Below are 17,555 nucleotides of genomic sequence, written 5' to 3'. Positions count from 1 at the left end.
AAATTATTTACTCAGATAACGGCAAAGGTATGCGGTTGCATCAGCAACCTGTAGGTTGAACTCACTGTGCCCCGGCACGAAGAATTTTTCGCCTGGCGTAAAGACCTGCCAGTCCGGTGCGCCCGGCAGCAGCACTTTCAATGCCCCGGTGATCACCGTCATTTCCTCCGGTTGTGCGGTGCTGAAGGTGTACTGCCCCTCCTCCATCACACCGATGCTGGTAAGACCGATGCTGCTACTATCGAAACCGATAGACTTCACTTTTCCGCCAAAATACTCGTTCACTTTCAGCATAGACTGGCCCCCGCATTATCATCTTAGTGGAGTTCCATATTGGGGGATTGAGCCTGATCTGTCACTGGTTTTTCACACGAAATGCGATCACGGCGCACGGGAAGGTTGCAGCGTTTTTTCCTGGCTGGCCAGAACATCCGTGCAGAATAAAAAACGGGGCCAAAAGGCCCCAAGCGATTAACAAGTCTAAAAGAAAAATTAACAGGTTCAGATAATGCGGTTATTGCCGCCGTTGCAGATGGCTCATACTGCCATACAGCGCCAGCAGTTGAGCATACTCTGCGGCATCATAGAAACTACAGGTACCGCGCCCGAACTCTTTCGCCACTTCCACGGCAAATTTCACCGTTAACGCGATGTCCGTTTCATGGCTGGCCCCGGTGCCACAACCCGGCACCACCGACTCCGTGCAGATCGCCACGCCCACCACCGGCGCCGTGGTGGCGGTTGAGGGCTGCAAAATACTGTTGAGATGGTGCACACCATTACCATAGGGCGTGATGTCCTGCATGGTGATCGGAAACGTCACCGCCGCGCGGCCGCTGGTCATCTCCATAATACGCAGCAGGTCTTCCGCCACCCGCAGGATGTACCCCTCTTTCACCGTCGGCGACAGCGCATAGCCTTTGTGATTGATGATCCTGTTACCTTTGGTGGTATCGATCGACAAAATGGCATCCGCTTCCAGCACCACTTCATGGTCATTCATCGTGACGTCATCGATCGGTGAATCCATAAAATCCACCGGATCGTGCGGGCGCGTTGGCGCATTCGGGCAAATATGGGTGGTAACGATCACGTCCCCCGGCAGCACATCGCCTTTGCGCTGCATTTCTGCCAGCTTCAGGGCACAGGCGATCGCCGCAATGGCACCATCACCGTCAGAGACCAGCCCAATACGCGTCGGGCGCGCACCAATGCCCCCCAACCGCCCAATGATCCCCAGCGTCGGAGCACTACCGCCTACGCTTTTGCCTGCGTTACCCACAATCTCAATGCGGACAAAATCCGTCGACCCTTTTGCCCCGCTGGCGCGCTGGGTGCTGGCCTTAACCGCCGGATATGGCGCGAATAAATCAATAATGTCCTGGCCGCTGACGTGTGCGTTGTCGATTAACTCAAAAACCTGCAGCGTTTGTTGCAAACTCATGTTCTATACCTCGCAAATTTTATGTATCAATGCGCCCAGCGTTATTTCCCTTTGCTGGAAAAAATCGAATTAAAGAAGTTGTACAACGCGTCACCGGCAATAAACCCGGCCGCCATAATCTCCATCGGGGTACGGCCTTTATCGCCCCAACGCTTGATGATCAGAATACGCAGCGTAATCCCCACCACCACCGCCCAACCGGCCAACGGGTTGTTGATCAGCAAACCGGTTGCCAGCAACACACCCAACTGGCGTTTTGGCCCACCGATAAACTGCACGATGGCTCCCGGAATAGCCCAAATCAGCAGGCTGAAGGCGATGCCCGGCTGCGCACCAGCTTCGATGGTTTTGGCATACACGCGCGCCACCGGCGGGACCAGTTCCTGTAGGAAATAACTGCTGTAAGAGAAATAAACCACCGGAATGGCAATCACAAAAGCAATCATCGCGGCAATCAACTGAATGCGGCGCCCCAGCAGTTCCTGCTGCAAGTCCTTACCGTAACCACGCAGGATAAAGCCCGCTTTCAGGTCAAAGCCCATATCGGCAAACGCCGGGCCGGTCGCGGCGGTGAAACCGGTGAGAATACACAGCGCCAACGGCGGGAAGCCGATCAAAATACCGATAATCAGAGTGATCAGCGCCACGGCAAAGGCCGGGAACCAGCCGGAATGCATCGCCGCAATCCCGACGATCAGCTCATGCACAAAGGCGGCAAAAGCGGCATAAATCACAAACAGCAGCAGCATGGTCAGCGACATTTCGCTGTACAGCCCCCCTGCCAGCGCCAACAGTGCGGCGATCACTACATAACCCACCGCCCCCAGCCCCAGCGCTTTACGCACCTCGCTGTCAGGCTGCGTATGGGTGGAGATGGTATCCGCATGCTTGTTGCGGATCACCTGAACCACCTGAATCAGCGCTACCAGCCCGGCTCCGACCATCACACCGTGTGGAATATACTGCGCGTTGAGATCCACCCCGGTCAGCGGCTGGCCGTAGGCGCGCAGCAATAAACCGACACCGAACATGCTCAGCGCCCAGATGTTGCCGATAAATGCGGTACCGAAAGCCGCCATCGGGATCTTGAGCATCGAACCGGCAACCCCGACGACCACGCCCACCACCAGCAGCCATGCCTGTTTGCCGCCCCGATCGCCAGCCTTGATGGCCTCTGCGGCCGCCACGCCCGGTGGCCAGGCATTGGCAGCAGGAAACACTTTGGTGTCAAACAGGCGATACAGCAGATAGGCATCCAGCAGCATCGCAGCCGCCACGCCGCAAAACATCGGCATGATCAGTTGGGGTTGCCCCATCACGTAAGGAACGGCAATCGGCATCAGCAGGCTGTTGGCCGCGCCGAAGGTGGCAGAAGAGATCACCGTCTGCGCCAGGTTCTGCGTGTGTATGGAGCGGTAACGCTGGAACATCTGCAACGGAATACGCGCCAGCAACATGGCAAACAGCGCACCGATGATCGAAGTATTGGGCGTTACGCCCAAAGTCGTGATCAGTTGCACCCCGATAATGGCCCCGATGATGGACAACACGACCATCACCAGCAGCGTGCCGATGTCTTTTAACGGATTAATGGCTTTCTCTGGTTTCATAAACAGTGTCCCTGAATATCCCTGTTATTGGGCGAAATAATATTTCGGGCAGAAGCTGCCGCCGCAGTTCCATTATTTGGAACTTACAGTGAAATGATTTATTTACTGCCTGCCTTGGCCTGATTAATTGCCGCCCGGTAATTAAACCGTCAGCACATGCCCCTGGTGTTAGCATTCCAATTAATTAAGCCGTAACGCTGTTTTCTCGGTGAAGGGGATTCCTAAACAATCTGCTGCCAATACTCATCACCAAGCCTTTCTGCCAACTGCCGGGAAACCGCCATTAATGCCTCAAGAACCTGAGGCGAGTAAGGTTGCTCGTCGGTTTGAGAGGGAAAAGATAAACATAACCCCACCGTCTCACTGCGGTGTTTATTGGTTACCGACGTTGCCAGCGAACTGATCCCCGGCAGCGTTTCGTTACGCGCCAATGACCAGCCCTGCTGCCTGACCTGTGCCAGCTTTTGCAGCAACGCGTCCAGCGTTTGCGGTGAGTTAGGAGAAGCGGCCTGATAACCTGCCGCAAAGCGCTCACACACCTGCTCATCACTTTCCCGCGCCAGCATCGCCCGGCCTACCGAGGTGCCAGCCGCCGGTGAACAGACGCCAACCGGTGTGACCACCTGCAAAAAATGACGCCCTGGGAATGTACGCATCACCCGGCTTTCACTCCCTTCCAGCATCGCAATATAGCCCGTGCAGAAGGTCAGTTGGTTAAGCTGTGCCATCAGCACCGCCGCACTTTCTACCAGCGGCGTTGACAGATAATGGCTGGCCACCGAAAGCAGCAGATGCCCGATCTTATACAGGCGGCTTACCGGATCTCGTTCCAGCATCCCCTGGCTTTCCATGGTTTGTAACAGGCGCGAAACCGTGCTTTTCGGCAAACCAAGCTGCTCAACCACATCGCTGAACGAAATCCCCGGCTGGCCGTAGGTCATACGCCGCTGAGAAAATAGCTTTAACACCGCCGTGGCATTTTCTAAGGTGGTCATGGCACGCCTTGTTCCATTATATGGAACTCAGTTCCTAATCAATAGTTAGAAACTAAAACCCGTACTACTTATCGTCAAGCAGTTTATTTTTTATATGCGCAACCCATTGCAGAAAATAATGCTTCGATAAATAAAACACAGCACAGATCGCAGAGTTATTGCCGATGAAAGCTAGTGGATATCCGTTAGGAAATATAAATATCAGCACAAAATGCTAATAAAGATAATTCCACCAAGAATGATCAAACAGGCTATTAATATCGAAGGTTAACTCTTTATGACTAACGAAAAATGATGAGAATGAATTAGAGGAACGCGTTAGCCCTTCACTTTTTACCTCAGTAAATAGGGCTATGGTAGAAAACGGAGCACCAGAAGATGTGCCCCTGAAGGAGTTTATTTTACCGTTTCACACTGCAAAACCGCGAGGATTTGTTCAACCACCTGCGCAGGAGGAAGAGTACCGTCCATCACATAATGGGCGGCTTCCTGATACAGCGCTTCGCGCGCCGCTAACACTTCCAGCATTTCTTCGGCGATGGGGCGGCCGGTCAATGTCGGGCGCTGCGCATCTTCCGGGTACTCTTCCAGCCGCCGCGCTAACACGCTGGCAGGTGCGCGCAGATAAATCACCGTACCGTGCTGGCGCATAAACCGGCGATTCTCTTCCGCCAGAATCGCACCGCCCCCTGTGGCAACCAGGGTTGACGGCTGAGCCACCTGTTGCAAGGCCAAGGTTTCACGGCGGCGGAACCCTAACCAGCCCTCTTGCGCCACCATTTCCGCCACGCTCATGTGCGCAGCCTGCTGCATAAACAGATCGGTATCAATGAACTGATAACCCAGGGCCTGCGCCAACGCGCTACCCACCGTGGTTTTACCGGCTCCGCGCGCGCCTACCATAAAAATGGTTTGTGTCATTACGGGTTGTCCCTTATGCGGTAACGTGAATGCGTTGGTTTGCCAGCAAGATATCTGGCAGGCAGATCGAACGATGGCTGCTGCATCATACCGCCCTCACACTGTATTTCAATCTTTACGACAGTGTAAATGCCATAGCGCAGCGGCTCCTGCGCCAACATGGCCCGCAATCGTTCATCCTGTTGGTTCAGAGCGCGCTATTTAAGCAGATTTTCCCGATAGCAGGAACCTATTGTTACAGTCAGTAAAACTCTACACAATTCGAGTGGCAGGCAAAAACAGCAGGCTAAACCGCGCTAACGTGGTCGTGATAGAAAAACGGTTCTGACTAACGTGGCGTGCAGACATACACCAACGCGGGCGGAAAATTGCGTACTTCAAGCTGCTTTTTCCAATGAAAATAGCGCGAGAGCAGCTTTTCTGACAGATGGCTGTATTGGAACAATACCAGCGTGCCGTTGCTCGCCCGCAAATCCTGCTGCGCCTGTTGCAAAATACGTACGCTGACCTTTAGCGGAAGCGACAGCAACGGCAGGCAGGAAAAGATCACATCATAATTGCGCCCCAAGTTTTCTGCTGAGCAGGCCATCACCCGGAGACGCTCGTCATCAATCAGCCGCAAGCGGCGGACAAAATTGGGTTTGATTTCATAGGATTCCAGTTGGGCATCGGCGCGCATGCGCCCCAGAATGCGTTTGGTCAGCACACCATCTGCCGCACCCAGTTCGGCAATCGACAAAGCCTGCGTCCAATCAATCTGATTCAGCATCGCCTGGCATAACCAAGGGGAAGAAGGTGCCAACGAACCTACCGTGCGGGGGGAGGCCATAAATTGCTGAAGATAAGTTAAGTGATTTTTCAGTTGCATCCGTGTCGCATGTAACATTGAGGTATCCTTTGGTTGAGTTCCTCTAATCTGGACTGAATTCCTTAAGGTTTCATTAACATAATCGCTAAAAGCACAGAGACAGTTGTAATCAAATGCAACCAGCAGACAAAAAAAGCTGCGGTAATAATCAATCAATAATCATAGCATTATTGGTCAGATTATTATCCACAGCCTTCTATTATATTGGCCAAGATTTATGATCAGATGATAAATTTATTACCGTTAATGTATTAACGATAGATTTCCGCATTACCGCGCCAATCGCTGGAGTCACCAGGGTTATCCAGACCAATGATGCGATAATGCGTTGCGCCGTCTTCCATCACTTTTTGTTTTAACGCACGGATCGCATCATCTGGTGAACCAGCGATCCCAGAGACCGAGACCACTCCCATGCTTTGCATGGTGCTGGCCTGGGTATTGTCGACCTGTTTAACGGACATATCCGCTGCCAGAGTGGAGAATGAAGCAGTGGCGATCAGTGCAGCAGCAATACAAGGTAATAGTTTCATGATTGACTCCGTTATTTTGCTTATTAACTCGCTCTCAGTGGCGTTAATTATCGAACAGCCAATGAAAACGGACGTCATCCAATGTAAAGAAACTCAATCATTGTGAGTAAAAAAAGGAGACAATGAGAACTTTTATTTCCTGATAGCGCTGAACTCCATGTATAGAGTAATTTTATGCACTGTTTGGTAGAAATAAAAATTATATTTACCCGAGTGGGGCAAGTGCCTTCATTTTTAACAAATTTTACTTACCTTTGGCACCGACACTGCATCATACACCTTGGCCCAGATTGGCCAACGTCCTGTTTAAACGTCTGGTTATGGCGATAGTTGCCGGATGAGAACGCATTTCGCGCAGCAAACGCCGCTGCCAGTACATCACTGAGGTGCAAAATGAGCCTGAACAGTCAAAACATCTGCAATTTTCAGTATGGTTAATATATTAACATGAGTAATAATAACTAACGCTTAGCAAATATCCCATCACCAAGCATCACTGATTAAAATAATTAAATTTAAAGCATAGACCACAAAAAATAAAATCAAGAACTTGTCAGATAACAACCGGTAAAATTAAGAATTTATCAGACAAAAACCAAGAAAATCACCTGGACAAAAGTAAAAACATCAGTGAAGGAAGGTATTTTCTCAAAATCAATACATTGATATAGACAAAATAAAAAGATAGGGATTTAATACCGGCCGTAATTGAGGGCATATCAGGCACAACTACTTATATCCATCATTTTGAGTCACAGAGATGCTGGCTACGTTCACGAACCCGGAACCCTTACTCGAGTAAGTTCATCAGGTTTTGATCGTTTGCTGCTCCCTGCGATTGTTGGGTATAAACCCTGTAATAACAAACAGAGGTTGTAGAGTTTTTAGTGCCGATGCTAATACATTTTCTCCCTGCAGGATGCAATCTATGTCAAAGCGACTCTTTGCCGAATTTTTTGGCACATTTTGGTTGGTGTTCGGTGGTTGTGGCAGCGCAGTCTTGGCCGCCGCATTCCCGCAACTGGGTATTGGTTTTACCGGCGTAGCTTTAGCGTTTGGTCTCACCGTGGTCACCATGGCTTATGCTGTCGGTCATATTTCTGGCGGGCACTTTAACCCGGCCGTCACCGTAGGATTATTTGCCGGTGGCCGTTTCCCGGCAAAAGACGTGGTTCCTTATGTTATTGCTCAGGTTGTTGGTGGTATTGCGGCAGCGGCGGTGCTTTATTTAGTCGCCAGCGGTAAAACCGGTTTTGACGCTACCGGCGGTGGCTTTGCCTCCAATGGCTACGGTGAGCATTCACCAAACGGCTATTCTTTGCAGGCCGCTATCGTTATTGAGCTAGTGTTGACCGCATTCTTCCTGATCATCATTCATGGTGCGACAGATAAACGCGCACCGGCAGGCTTTGCCCCACTGGCTATTGGCCTGGCATTGACGCTGATTCACTTAATCAGCATTCCCGTCACCAATACCTCCGTTAACCCGGCGCGCAGTACCGGCGTGGCAATTTTCCAGGGCACCTGGGCATTGCAACAGCTGTGGGTATTCTGGTTAGTGCCATTAGTCGGCGGCATTGTTGGCGGGCTGATTTACCGCTGTCTGCTGGAAGACAAAAAGTAAGCACTATTTTCAGGGCAGCCCTCTTGGCTGCCCTGCCATTCTTTACCCCTTTGTCACCTCAAACATCATGATGTCGCTGGTAAACGAACCATCGGCCTGAATGGCGAAATGTTGCCGTACATCCTCTGTTACCCCTTGCTGCAAGGCGCGGATCGCGGTGACAAAATGTTCAGGGGTACGCATCCGCGCCACCCAACTGCTGAACTCCAGATCCAGACGATCCGAAGTCACTTCCCGCACCACCAGCCCAGCCTCAGTCAACATCGCCAACCATTCGCCCGGCGCATAGTTGCGCACGTGTGAGGTATCGCGCAGCACTTCTACCGTCTGCAAATAGATATCCTGCAAAGGATGGCCCGGCGAAACCACATCCATAAAAATGGCTCGGCCACCGGGTTTCAATACCCGTTTCACCTCGCGCAATGCCCGGCCAACGTCGTGCCAGTGATGCGCCGAATAGCGGCTGATCGCTATATCAAAACTGGCATCGTCAAACGGCAGCGATTCAGCCACACCTTGTTGTACCTGAATGTTCCCCAGCCCTTTCTCCGTGGCGGCTTTGCCAACCACTGCCAGCATCTGCGCGGACAGATCGTACGCCACCACCTGGGCGACCTTTGCCGCGGCAACAAAACTGGCATGCCCGGCACCACATCCCAAATCAAGCAGCCGAGCTTCACTGCTGCCTGCCAGCAAGCGCGCCAGGCGTTGCAGGTCTTTCCCCTGTGCGTGTACGGCACTGCTCAAATAGGCCTGAGCCTGTTCGCCGAACTGACGTTCGACCGCATTCTTATGGCTGTCGCTGATGCTCATATTTACTCCCGTTATGGATGTTCTGGAGTGACTATAATTAACTTACTATACGGGTACAATATGACCATTTATCCTAGTATCAACAGGTACCACCCTATGGAATCAGACACTTTATCCGGCCCAAAAGCCCTCGGGGCTTTTCTGCGTGCACACCGGGAACGGGTAACGCCAGAAATGCTGGGCCTGCCCACGGCCCCGCGCCGCCGCACCAGCGGTTTACGCCGTGAGGAACTGGCACAAATCAGCGGCATCAGCGCCACTTGGTATACCTGGATCGAACAGGGGCGGGAGGTAGCCATTTCGCCTTACACGCTGGCGCGTATTGCTAAAGCGCTGCGGCTCGGCCATGCCGAACGCCACTACCTGTTTACGCTGGCACGCATCACCGATCCGGAGTTGGAACAGCAGCAAGAAACAGTTAACGCCGCCGTGCTGCAAAGCGTGCATCAAATGACAGTGCCCTGTTATCTGCTGGATCTCACCTGGAATATGCTGGCCTGGAATCAGCAGGCGGAAAAGCTGTTCAGCGGCTGGCTGGATCAGGCCAAGACCCCGAACCTGTTACATTTTATGTTCTTCCACCCTCAGGCAAAGCAATTGGTCAGCCATTGGGAAGATCGCGCCCGGCGCGTGGTGGCAGAATTCCGTGCTGAAACCAGCCATCATCAGGGAACCGAAGAGATACGCGCCTTTGTGCGCAATATGACGCACAACAGTGAATCATTTCATCATTGGTGGAAGCAGCAGGACGTTATGGCGCGCGAAGGGGGAGAACGCACTTTTACCCATCCGCAACAAGGGGCGCTGCATTATCAGCAAGTGACCTTCTATCCTGCCGAGCACCATGGGCTGAAGCTGGTGATGCTAATGCCTTTGCCGTAATGGGTAACAAATTCATAGACAGCTTTACCTGCCATTTATTTATTGGCGGCTGTAAACGCGCTTCAGGGTGTTTCGTTATCGCTGATTTTTGCCAGCGCCATGCGGTAAGCCTTCACCTTTCTGCGTTTCTTCAGCCAGGTAGTGGCAGAGACAACAAAAATGGTGCCAGACATGGCCAGCACTCCAGCGGGATGGTCATAAAACACCATCAAAATAAAATAAACGGCTGAAACAATCGCCACCCATTTTGCCGAATTCCCTACGGCATTTTTCTCGTGGGTTAAGCGGCGGATCGACTCTTCTTCGCTGATTCCCATACACCCTCCTTGTTGGCTGAAGGTTCCATTATATGTAGCAGGAGTGCTGATATTTCAATCGATTGCACAGTAAAGAAGCGTAAATATCAGCGAATGGCATGATGATAGGCCTGCGTAGCTCAGCAAAAATACTGAGCCTTATTCACTACTCCCGCAAGACCTGGTAGCTCGTGGTTACTAATTACGACGCAGCTGATTCTTCCAGTTGCTTACGCTTGGCGTCCATCGCCAGCAGATCACGAATGGACAAGCACATAAAGCATGTGCCGTTCTCATCCGGGGTGGCTTCGACCAATGTAAAACGATAGCGCTGATAAAATGCTACGGCATCTTCTTTTGCATCAAGGACAACTGCCTTGACGTCATTGGCCACTGAAGCAATTTTAATTGCGCGGTCCAGCGCCGCGCGAAGTAACTGCCTTCCCCAGCCGTCTTTTTGATACTCTTTAGTGACGGCGATCATCGAGAATTTTACTACTGGCACCAACGGGGGAAGTGAGTGCGGAAATGATTGTGCTGGCAATTTGTCCTTTTCCATAACATACGATTGAACACTGACGAACCCGACTAACTTATCCGATTGATTAGGATCGAGAAGCAGAATTAACATCTTGTTGTCACGTACACCATCGCGCTTCAGATTGTCTTTAACATAACGATTAAGAACATCGTCACCACAATCGAAGGACTTCAACCCTTTGTAAATCTTACCTTCTGTAAAGGCTTCGATCACAAACGGCTGTGGGACCTTTCCTTCTTTACTGTCTGTCTCATGGTCTTGCAACATAACGGGGTTTCTCCATCATGAGCCGCTCCAATTCGTCATCCAACTCAACAACAGGCGCGTTAATTAGCGCGTTTAGTTTGTCCCAAGCCTGCTCACTTAGCAAACGAATGCGTTGTTTTTCAATCGTTTTCTGAGCTAATTCCGTGGCTGCTAAAACAATAAACGAACTCATATCAATACCCATTATTGCAGATGCGGAGCGGATCTTTTCTTTGAAATCTGTGGTTGCGCGAACCTCCAGACGTGTACTTTTCACTTCAGATGAAGTTAAAACTTCTTTCGTACTAATAGCGGTGGCCGAAGCCGTGCTAGCAGAACCACCAGCCAAGTGGTTGTTTCTCATAAAATTGCCCTTATATATTTGCCTGTAATATCAATACACCTCCTTAGTGGTCATATTTGTCTTCGATGCCGAACGTTAGAAACTACATCTAGATTTACAAGGCTGCTTGCGACGGACCGAACTAAATTTCCATGGTTAACTAAAGCGAGTGCTAATGGCATGATATGTATCCTTAATTGAGTGCTTAGTTGAGTATTTAATGTATGCATTTGAAGTTATTCATATTTTTAATTTAAAGTAATTTAATATTTTAAGTACGTACAATGTACGGTAGTTAATATAACGCTTATTTTTCGCTCCGTCAAATGTCCGTACTTTGTCCGTACACAGCGAAAGGCACCCTCCCCTCCTCTCGCGAGAAGGGTGTATCAGGGGTCAGTTTGGATATCGGACATTTTTGTACGTTATGAGCATTACTTAACCAACTCTGGTAAGTAACTAATTGATTTAGTGTCCTATGTCATCAACCTGTGATCTCGATGACATTACCGTCAGGATCGCGAATAATCGCCTCATAGAAGCCGTCGCCAGTCCGGCGCGGTGCCGCCTGCAGAATACCGGCCTGTTTAGCCCGCTGCGCCAGTTCGTCCACCCGCGCCTCACTGCCCAATGAAAGGGCAATGTGCGCCCAACCGATACGCTCCTCCCCTGGCTTGCCCGGCAGCAGGCCGGGAACGGCCATGATCTCCAGCGTTGGCCCTTCAGCCAGGTTAACAAAGCGGGAAACAAAACCAGGGCGGTTTTTGCTCACGTACTCTTCCCCCGCCACACCGTTGAAATAACGCTGCCAAAAAGCAACCTGCGCCTCAATATCCTGCGTCCATATCGCAACATGGGCTATTTTCATCATCATTCTCCTGGGGTGATAGAGATATCCGCCGCAGTGTGTCACCTGCGGTTCGCATTCGCTTTGTGACAATAATACCACTGGCAAGATGTTGGCTATACTGGGAAAAGTAGTGTCACCGCCAGCGTATTCAATTGGGCGCTAAGGGAGAATGATGTTATTGAGAATCGCCAATTGGCTGTTTCAACTTCCAGGCAGGTTGTTTGCGCCAATCTTCAGAAATCGCCTGACGATACTGATCTTTTTCATGCTGATTGCCGCGGGCATTTTTGCCGCCAAACGCCATCTGTACGCACAGCAGCATGAAGAACGGGCGGCGCTCGTTACACCAAAGCATTACCTGATCCAGCGCGAAGTTCCTTTGCGGGAGGCGCGTGAGCATTGCGGTGGGCCGCTGCACGATAATCAAGGGCAACCCTGGCCTGCCGTTGCTGGTTATCTGCATCAGCCGGAATGGCAAACCGGCAGTTCCCTGCGGGAGTTCACTCTGGATAACCGGCACAACGCTTTTGCCGTGCTGGTCAAACTGGAGAATGCTCTGACGCCACGGCAGCCTGCCGAGGTGTTTATCCCCGCTGCGGGCAGTTTCACGGTGAAAATGGATGCGGCTGGTGAATATGTTATGAAGATCAAAGATCTCAGAAGCGGTTGCAGTTTCCGTTCAGCAACCCTCTCCGTAGCGGAGCATCAGGGCGGGCAGTTGCCATTAAGATTGTCGGGGGAAGGAACAGAACCCTATCACCCCATCGCCGATAATGAGTACTGACTCTAATCAGAACTGCCAGCGCAGCCAGGCAAAGAACACGTTGCCGTTATTGTAGGTGCCTGGAATGTAGGTCGCCTGGAAGGTAAGCTGCTGGTAACCGATAGAGGCCATCGGCAGCGGAGCCGGGAGCGGAATATAGCTCCAGTTGTCGCGCGCGGTCACACTGGCGGTAAAGCCAAGGCCAAGACGAAAATCTTCGCCATCGATCGGCCGCCAGATATTCTCATAGGCGTAGCCACCGATCGGCTCCCATTTGTTAAACGAATCCTTGAACACCATAAAGTAGATAGTGTGCCAGTCGCCGTCTGCGTCAAAACGCGAAATACCGTACCCCGCGCCCCACGGACGTTCGTTGTAGCTATCAATTTTTTCCTGATCGTACGCCCAACGGTTATGCCAGGTAATGGCTGGCAGATAGAGCTCTTTATTCGGCGAATCATTCCAGGTTTCGGCAACGTTACTCTTAAAACGCCCCCACCAGTTCTGCTCTTCCGTCGCAGTATTGCTATTTTCTGCACTAACCTCAGCATAAGAAGGCAGTGCAGGAAATACCAACGCCAACGAACATGCCAAAAGAGTCCTTTCAAAATACATCATGTAGCTCCTGTAAAAATAAGCGGGGGATTTTTACCGATCGCCATGCCGAGATCAAGCCGTATCTTATTTGCTCGACGCTTTTAAGCCACTGATTGAGATTTTACTTACATCAGCCACCAGGCAAGTTTCCCGCAGAGAAACCACGGCTAATCTACTCATTTTTCATCGGCTTGTCTGTCAGAATACTCTTTTTTCTTATGCTTAAATATCAAGGTATTATAGCAAAAAATTAACATTCCCCCTGAAAGATAAAGTTACATTATCAGTCCATGGCTGAATGACTTGGCGTTTTTCTTCAATGGCTGACGTGGCAAAATATTGACAGTACGCCGAGAGAAAACGTGATCTTTCCTACAAGCCCCCTGTGCAATGCGGTGCATCCTACCACGCTAACCGGCGGGTTATCAGGCTTACTCGGCAACACGCAGAAATGTAAAGCAGTTCTGCCACTCGCGGTTATAAGGCATCATTCATCAGATTTATCATGAATTATTCATTTTATTTTTTATGGATAACATTGCTGAATCAGGATGGTTGTATACCAAGAAAAGTACCGCATTTATTCTCAACGCCCTCTGACCACGGTATTTCTATAGCATTACGTTCAAATAGGCAGAGAGTCTCTGCTTTAGAGAAATACCCGCCGCGTTTCTCAGCCACGATCCTGTAGCCTTTTAGAGCGTAAATTCCCGCATACGATACGATCTTGGCCAGCAAGCCGGGCAAACTTGAACAAGTTTCCTCTTTCACCAACTGTTAATGCTGACTAAGCACATTCCGACTGCCTTGAGTCACTCTCATGTTCAACGATTAAAGGAACAACATCGCCAGCAGTTTCTTTGCTGTGTTCCTTCAAATAACAACAAATTAAAATGTGGTACAGCAATGAAAATAACCATAGGTGCATTTCTCCTGCAACAGCTTCGTGTCCTGAATGTAGAACATCTCTACGGCGTGCCCGGTGATTACAATCTAGCCCTGCTGGAATTGATCGAACACGACGCCAACGTTGAATTTATCGGTAACTGTAACGAGCTGAATGCGGCTTATGCCGCCGATGGCTATGCCCGGCTCAATGGGGCTGGCGCGCTCATTACCACCTACGGCGTGGGCGATCTGGCCGCGCTCCCTGGCATTGCCGGAGCCTACGCGGAATCGGTCCCGGTTGTCTGCCTGGCGGGCACACCGCCGTTGTATGCCATGAAAAACCATGCTCTGGTGCATCACTCGTTGGCAGACGGCAATTTTGACAATGTGATGAACTGCTTCAAGCAATTCACCGTAGCGCAGGCGCTGATCACGCCAGAGAATGCGGCCAGCGAGATCCCTCGCGTGCTCGCCACTGCCTGGCAGCAGAAAAAACCGGTTTACCTGCAATTGCCTTCCGACATTTGCGACGTCGAAATTGAGGTAGCCCATATTCTCTCACCGCACTTACCCAACAGCTATGCCAGCACTCTGCGCCTGGCGGCAGCGGCATTACTCAAACGCATTCAACTGGCGCAGCGGCCGATGATCCTGATCGATCAGATGGTTGACCGTTTTCAGCTACAGCCGTTGGTGCTTGCGATCGCAGACAAGTTCGCCATTCCATTAACCAATATGCCCACGGCAAAATGCGTGATCCCCGAGAGCACGCCGGGTTGGCAAGGTGGCTACAGCGGCGATTTTTCATCCCCTGAGCTGTTCGAAAAGATGGCTCAGGCCGATTGCATACTCAGCTTTGGCGTGCGCCTGGTGGACTCCACCACCGGTTATTTCAGCCAGCAAATCCTTCCGCAGGCGATGGTGGATATCCAACCCTACTTGCTGCGGCTGGATAACACCACGTATCCGGCGGTGACGGCAGCGGATTTGCTGCGTGCGCTGCTGGAACTGGCGGAGGACACTAGCGCCCCACCGCAGGCCGCGCTGCCAAAGCTCCATCACACATTGGCAGTACCCAGCGATGCCCAGCTCGATCAGGCTTATTTCTGGCAGCGTATCAGCCACTTTATTCAGGCGGATGATGTTCTGGTGGTCGAAAACGGCACCTCTGGCGCGGCAATGGGGGCGATGCGCATGCCGGACGGCATAACGCTGGTGAATCAACCCATTTGGGGCGCGATCGGCTATACCCTGCCCGCGCTGCTCGGCACCCTGATGGCGGCCCCTGCGCGCCGACATCTGCTGTTTATTGGTGATGGCTCATTCCAGCTTACCGCACAGGAGGTCTCTACCCTGCTGCGCTGCGATCTGAAGCCGATTATCTTCCTGATTAATAACGAGGGTTACACCATTGAGCGCTATATCCTTGGTGAATCATCGTCTTATAACGATATCGGCTCATGGGATTACGCCAAACTGCCTGCGGTGCTGAATCGCCAGGCAGCGCCGTTCTGCGTGGCAGTCGAGACCAGCCAGCAGTTGGAAATGGCGCTGGAGCAGGCATCAAGGCAGGCTCGCTTGGCCTTTATCGAGGTGAAATTACCAATGATGGACGCACCGCCCGCCATGAAAGAGTTTTGCCAGCGTTGCAACCACTTCAACTTTGGCCAGCACGCCACGCTGCTGAGCACGCTGTCACGCAGCACAAACCCAATGTCAGGCAGATAAAAGCGGGTTTGGGCGTAAGGTTGTAGACTTTTAAGGTTAACCATCTCGTCAATAAGCTTATTTTGCATGACAAGGAGGGCATATGCCTGACAATTCCGTAACAATACTGGATAGCGTAGTGCGTTTTCTCGATCGTCAGCACGGCCTGTATATCAACGGCCAGTGGCAGGCCGCGCAGGCGGAAGCCCGGCTGGCGGTCTATAACCCCGCCGACGGCAAACAAATCTCGTCCACCGCCGATGCCAATGCCGCCGATGTGGCGCTGGCGGTCACATCGGCTCATCAGGCGTTCACCAGTGGAATCTGGGCGCAGCGCCTGCCTGCCGAACGCGAACGTATTTTACTGCGCTATGCCGATCTGCTGGAACAACATGCCGAAGAGCTGGCCCAACTGGAAACCCTGGAACAGGGCAAATCGATCGCTATCTCCCGGGCGTTCGAGGTAGGTTGTACCCTGAATTGGATGCGTTACACCGCGGGGTTGACCACCAAAATCACCGGCCAAACCCTCGACGTTTCCATTCCGATGCCGCCGGGTGCCAAATATCAGGTTTATACCCGCAAAGAGCCGATCGGCGTGGTGGCAGGCATCGTGCCGTGGAACTTCCCGCTGCTGATCGGGATGTGGAAGGTGATGCCCGCGCTGGCGGCCGGTTGTTCGATCGTGATCAAACCTTCAGAAACCACCCCGCTGACTCTGCTGCGCATGGCGGAACTGGCCAGCGAAGCGGGCGTGCCGCCCGGTGTGTTCAACGTAGTGACCGGCAGAGGTTCGCTGTGCGGTAAAGCGCTGACCGAACACCCGCTGATCGCCAAAGTCAGCTTTACCGGCTCTACGCCGGTGGGCAAAAGCATCGCTCGCGCGGCGGCCGATCGCTTAACCCGCGTCACCTTGGAGTTGGGCGGTAAAAACCCGGCCATCGTGCTGAAAGATGCCGATCTGCAACAGGTGATCGAAGGGCTGATGGCGGGCAGTTTCCTCAATCAGGGGCAGGTGTGCGCCGCCAGTTCGCGTATTTATATTGAGGCACCGATTTACGATCAACTGGTGGCCGGTTTCGAACAGGCGGTGAAGTCGCTGTCTGTCGGGCCGGGCATGGATGGCAGCACACAGATTAACCCGCTGGTTTCACAGGAGCATCGTAACAAGGTGGCGGCCTATCTGGACGACGCCAGGAACAAGCACGCGGAGCTGATCAGCGGTGCTGCCGGGCCGAATGCGCAGGGTTTCTATATTCCCCCGACTTTAGTGATTAACCCGGACGATAGCCTGAACCTGACGCGGCAAGAGGTTTTCGGCCCGGTGGTTAACCTGATCCGCGTGGCTGATGCCGAAGAAGCGTTACAAAAAGCCAATGATACCGATTATGGTCTGACTGCCAGCCTGTGGACCACCAGCCTACAGGCGGCAATGGCCTATACGCCGCGTATTCAGGCGGGCACGGTGTGGGTTAACACGCATACGCTGATCGACGCCAATATGCCGTTTGGTGGCTTCAAGCAATCCGGCTCCGGGCGCGATTTCGGCCCGGACTGGCTGGATGCTTACACCGAATCGAAGTCGGTCTGTATTCGTTATTAAGCCTAGCGCCAATGTTTAGGGGCACTGCTTG

General features: G+C 52.0%; 18 protein-coding genes. 5 read left to right on the top strand and 13 right to left on the bottom strand.

Annotation, left to right across the window (positions count from 1 at the left end):
- Positions 1-3: 3 nt before the first annotated feature.
- From ppnP to ACX9GT_RS05725, 7 genes are all read right to left on the bottom strand, one after another.
- Complete coding sequence (gene ppnP / locus ACX9GT_RS05755; RefSeq protein WP_459399682.1) at positions 4-294, bottom strand: pyrimidine/purine nucleoside phosphorylase; 291 nt, start codon at positions 292-294, stop codon at positions 4-6.
- A 220-nt stretch (positions 295-514) separates the two neighbouring features.
- Positions 515-1,444: a DUF1177 domain-containing protein gene (locus ACX9GT_RS05750; RefSeq protein WP_473190222.1), complete on the bottom strand. Its 930-nt coding sequence runs from the start codon at positions 1,442-1,444 to the stop codon at positions 515-517.
- A 41-nt stretch (positions 1,445-1,485) separates the two neighbouring features.
- A complete protein-coding gene (locus tag ACX9GT_RS05745) occupies positions 1,486-3,054 on the bottom strand; it encodes an OPT/YSL family transporter (RefSeq protein WP_473190221.1) in 1,569 nt (522 codons plus the stop codon).
- A 221-nt stretch (positions 3,055-3,275) separates the two neighbouring features.
- Complete coding sequence (locus tag ACX9GT_RS05740; RefSeq protein ID WP_473190220.1) at positions 3,276-4,049, bottom strand: IclR family transcriptional regulator; 774 nt, start codon at positions 4,047-4,049, stop codon at positions 3,276-3,278.
- 396 nt (positions 4,050-4,445) lie between these two features.
- Positions 4,446-4,970 carry a shikimate kinase AroL gene (gene aroL, locus ACX9GT_RS05735; RefSeq protein ID WP_473190219.1) on the bottom strand — a complete coding sequence of 175 codons (525 nt, stop codon included), beginning with the start codon at positions 4,968-4,970 and terminating at the stop codon, positions 4,446-4,448.
- A gap of 328 nt (positions 4,971-5,298) precedes the next feature.
- Positions 5,299-5,856, bottom strand: a complete 558-nt coding sequence (locus tag ACX9GT_RS05730) for a class I SAM-dependent methyltransferase (protein ID WP_473190218.1) — start codon at positions 5,854-5,856, stop codon at positions 5,299-5,301.
- 233 nt (positions 5,857-6,089) lie between these two features.
- Positions 6,090-6,371, bottom strand: a complete 282-nt coding sequence (locus ACX9GT_RS05725; protein ID WP_473190217.1) for a YdgH/BhsA/McbA family protein — start codon at positions 6,369-6,371, stop codon at positions 6,090-6,092.
- A gap of 928 nt (positions 6,372-7,299) precedes the next feature.
- On the opposite strand from ACX9GT_RS05725, the gene aqpZ reads away from it, so the two are divergent.
- Positions 7,300-7,995 (top strand): aquaporin Z, encoded by a 696-nt coding sequence (aqpZ, locus tag ACX9GT_RS05720; RefSeq protein ID WP_473190216.1) that lies wholly within the window; start codon positions 7,300-7,302, stop codon positions 7,993-7,995.
- A gap of 42 nt (positions 7,996-8,037) precedes the next feature.
- On the opposite strand, the gene ACX9GT_RS05715 is transcribed toward aqpZ, so the two are convergent.
- Positions 8,038-8,808, bottom strand: a complete 771-nt coding sequence (locus ACX9GT_RS05715; protein WP_473190215.1) for a class I SAM-dependent methyltransferase — start codon at positions 8,806-8,808, stop codon at positions 8,038-8,040.
- Positions 8,809-8,904: 96 nt separating this feature from the next.
- Between ACX9GT_RS05715 and ACX9GT_RS05710 the strand changes: the two genes are divergently transcribed.
- On the top strand, positions 8,905-9,690 hold the full coding sequence (locus tag ACX9GT_RS05710; protein ID WP_473190214.1) for a helix-turn-helix transcriptional regulator: 786 nt from the start codon (positions 8,905-8,907) through the stop codon (positions 9,688-9,690).
- Between the two features lie 62 nt (positions 9,691-9,752).
- Here ACX9GT_RS05710 and ACX9GT_RS05705 read toward each other — a convergent pair whose 3' ends face one another.
- The 4 genes from ACX9GT_RS05705 to ACX9GT_RS05690 form a co-directional block, all read right to left on the bottom strand.
- A complete protein-coding gene (locus ACX9GT_RS05705; protein WP_473190213.1) occupies positions 9,753-10,007 on the bottom strand; it encodes an ABC transporter ATP-binding protein in 255 nt (84 codons plus the stop codon).
- A gap of 181 nt (positions 10,008-10,188) precedes the next feature.
- Entirely contained in the window at positions 10,189-10,794 is a 606-nt protein-coding gene (locus tag ACX9GT_RS05700; protein ID WP_473190212.1) for a GNAT family N-acetyltransferase, read from the bottom strand.
- Positions 10,778-11,137 (bottom strand): type II toxin-antitoxin system TacA family antitoxin, encoded by a 360-nt coding sequence (locus tag ACX9GT_RS05695; protein WP_473190211.1) that lies wholly within the window; start codon positions 11,135-11,137, stop codon positions 10,778-10,780. Before ACX9GT_RS05695 ends, ACX9GT_RS05700 begins: the two co-directional genes overlap by 17 nt.
- Before the next feature lie 463 nt (positions 11,138-11,600).
- A complete protein-coding gene (locus tag ACX9GT_RS05690; RefSeq protein WP_473190210.1) occupies positions 11,601-11,984 on the bottom strand; it encodes a VOC family protein in 384 nt (127 codons plus the stop codon).
- Positions 11,985-12,135: 151 nt separating this feature from the next.
- On the opposite strand from ACX9GT_RS05690, the gene ACX9GT_RS05685 reads away from it, so the two are divergent.
- Positions 12,136-12,750 (top strand): hypothetical protein, encoded by a 615-nt coding sequence (locus tag ACX9GT_RS05685; protein ID WP_473190209.1) that lies wholly within the window; start codon positions 12,136-12,138, stop codon positions 12,748-12,750.
- Between the two features lie 6 nt (positions 12,751-12,756).
- Here the strand turns inward: ACX9GT_RS05685 and pagP are convergent, their stop codons facing one another.
- On the bottom strand, positions 12,757-13,347 hold the full coding sequence (gene pagP, locus ACX9GT_RS05680) for a lipid IV(A) palmitoyltransferase PagP (protein WP_473190208.1): 591 nt from the start codon (positions 13,345-13,347) through the stop codon (positions 12,757-12,759).
- Positions 13,348-14,232: 885 nt separating this feature from the next.
- On the opposite strand from pagP, the gene ACX9GT_RS05675 reads away from it, so the two are divergent.
- Positions 14,233-15,942 (top strand): alpha-keto acid decarboxylase family protein, encoded by a 1,710-nt coding sequence (locus ACX9GT_RS05675; protein ID WP_473190207.1) that lies wholly within the window; start codon positions 14,233-14,235, stop codon positions 15,940-15,942.
- A gap of 82 nt (positions 15,943-16,024) precedes the next feature.
- A complete protein-coding gene (locus ACX9GT_RS05670) occupies positions 16,025-17,524 on the top strand; it encodes an aldehyde dehydrogenase family protein (RefSeq protein WP_473190206.1) in 1,500 nt (499 codons plus the stop codon).
- Positions 17,525-17,555: the final 31 nt, after the last annotated feature.

Source organism: Serratia sp. YWN4 (assembly GCF_055790845.1).
Note: the sequence above shows the minus strand (reverse complement) of the source record. Positions and strands in the feature narration are given on the sequence as shown.

Coding starts and splice junctions, on each gene's coding strand:
- aqpZ (WP_473190216.1), top strand. CDS start 7,300: ATGTCAAAGCGACTCTTTGCCGAATTTTTTGGCACATTTTGGTTGGTG.
- ACX9GT_RS05725 (WP_473190217.1), bottom strand. CDS start 6,371: ATGAAACTATTACCTTGTATTGCTGCTGCACTGATCGCCACTGCTTCA.
- ACX9GT_RS05750 (WP_473190222.1), bottom strand. CDS start 1,444: ATGAGTTTGCAACAAACGCTGCAGGTTTTTGAGTTAATCGACAACGCA.
- ACX9GT_RS05685 (WP_473190209.1), top strand. CDS start 12,136: ATGATGTTATTGAGAATCGCCAATTGGCTGTTTCAACTTCCAGGCAGG.
- ACX9GT_RS05700 (WP_473190212.1), bottom strand. CDS start 10,794: ATGTTGCAAGACCATGAGACAGACAGTAAAGAAGGAAAGGTCCCACAG.
- ACX9GT_RS05690 (WP_473190210.1), bottom strand. CDS start 11,984: ATGAAAATAGCCCATGTTGCGATATGGACGCAGGATATTGAGGCGCAG.
- ACX9GT_RS05710 (WP_473190214.1), top strand. CDS start 8,905: ATGGAATCAGACACTTTATCCGGCCCAAAAGCCCTCGGGGCTTTTCTG.
- ACX9GT_RS05740 (WP_473190220.1), bottom strand. CDS start 4,049: ATGACCACCTTAGAAAATGCCACGGCGGTGTTAAAGCTATTTTCTCAG.
- ACX9GT_RS05695 (WP_473190211.1), bottom strand. CDS start 11,137: ATGAGAAACAACCACTTGGCTGGTGGTTCTGCTAGCACGGCTTCGGCC.
- ACX9GT_RS05745 (WP_473190221.1), bottom strand. CDS start 3,054: ATGAAACCAGAGAAAGCCATTAATCCGTTAAAAGACATCGGCACGCTG.
- ACX9GT_RS05670 (WP_473190206.1), top strand. CDS start 16,025: ATGCCTGACAATTCCGTAACAATACTGGATAGCGTAGTGCGTTTTCTC.
- ppnP (WP_459399682.1), bottom strand. CDS start 294: ATGCTGAAAGTGAACGAGTATTTTGGCGGAAAAGTGAAGTCTATCGGT.
- ACX9GT_RS05675 (WP_473190207.1), top strand. CDS start 14,233: ATGAAAATAACCATAGGTGCATTTCTCCTGCAACAGCTTCGTGTCCTG.
- aroL (WP_473190219.1), bottom strand. CDS start 4,970: ATGACACAAACCATTTTTATGGTAGGCGCGCGCGGAGCCGGTAAAACC.
- ACX9GT_RS05715 (WP_473190215.1), bottom strand. CDS start 8,808: ATGAGCATCAGCGACAGCCATAAGAATGCGGTCGAACGTCAGTTCGGC.
- pagP (WP_473190208.1), bottom strand. CDS start 13,347: ATGATGTATTTTGAAAGGACTCTTTTGGCATGTTCGTTGGCGTTGGTA.
- ACX9GT_RS05730 (WP_473190218.1), bottom strand. CDS start 5,856: ATGTTACATGCGACACGGATGCAACTGAAAAATCACTTAACTTATCTT.
- ACX9GT_RS05705 (WP_473190213.1), bottom strand. CDS start 10,007: ATGGGAATCAGCGAAGAAGAGTCGATCCGCCGCTTAACCCACGAGAAA.